This is a genomic window from Belnapia arida (genome assembly GCF_016773205.1).
GTDB lineage: Bacteria > Pseudomonadota > Alphaproteobacteria > Acetobacterales > Acetobacteraceae > Belnapia > Belnapia arida.
This window is the reverse complement of the sequence record NZ_JAETWB010000153.1, coordinates 1-991: the sequence shown is the minus strand read 5'-3', so window position 1 is coordinate 991 and position 991 is coordinate 1. Positions and strand designations below refer to the sequence as shown.

The following is a 991-nucleotide window of genomic DNA, read 5'->3' as shown; positions in this document are numbered from 1 at the left end:
TGACCTGACCCCCTAGGAGTGGTCCGCCGGTAGAGTAGTCCGGCGGCTGCGTTAGGAGGCGGGCATGGCACGGGGTAAGGCGCACACGCCTGAAGAGATCGTCGCCAAGTTGCGGCAGGTCGAAGTGCTGGTGGGCCAGGGTAAGTCGGTTGCCGAAGCGGTGCGGTCGATCGGGGTGACGGAGCCGACGTACTACCGCTGGCGGACGGAGTTCGGCGGCCTGAAGCTCGACCAGGTGAAGCGGCTGAAGGAGCTGGAACGCGAGAACGCCCGACTGCGGAAGGCGGTCTCGGACCTGACGCTCGAGAAGGTCATCCTCAAGGAAGCCGCCACGGGAAAATGGTGAGCCCTGCGCGGCGGCGGACCTGCGTTGAGCATGTGGTGCGCGAGCTCGGGGTGTCCGAGCGGCAGGCCTGCAGGGTACTGGGGCAGCACCGCTCGACGCAGCGGAAGGCGCCACGTGGGGCGGGGGACGAGATCCGCCTGACGGCGGACATCATCGAGCTGGCCAAGCGCTATGGCCGGTACGGCTATCGGCGGATCACGGCGCTGCTGCGGGATGCGGGCTGGACAGTGAACCGCAAGCGGGTGGAGCGCATCTGGCGGCAGGAGGGGCTGAGGGTGCCGCAGCGGCAGCCGAAGCGCGGTAGGCTATGGCTGGCGGATGGCTCCTGCATCCGGCTGCGGCCTGAGCGGCCCCGGCAGGTCTGGGCCTACGACTTCGTCGAGGACCGCACCCGCGATGGGCGGAAGTTCCGGATGCTCTGCGTGGTCGACGAGTTCACCCGCGAGGCGCTGGCGATCCGGGCGGCGCGCAAGCTCAGCTCGGCGGACGTGATCGATGTGCTGGCCGACCTGTTTCTGGCGCACGGGACGCCGGCGCATATCCGCTCGGACCAGGGGCCAGAGTTCATCGCCGAGGTGGTGAAGGCCTGGATCGCCGGCGTCGGCGCCAAGACGGCCTACATCGAGAAGGCGAGCCCGTGGGAGA

1 pseudogene is annotated in these 991 nt (G+C 69.0%); it reads left to right on the top strand.

Annotated elements, in window-relative coordinates:
• Positions 1–64 precede the first annotated feature (64 nt).
• Positions 65–991: pseudogene (locus tag JMJ56_RS33145) on the top strand (IS3 family transposase); the annotation flags it as partial.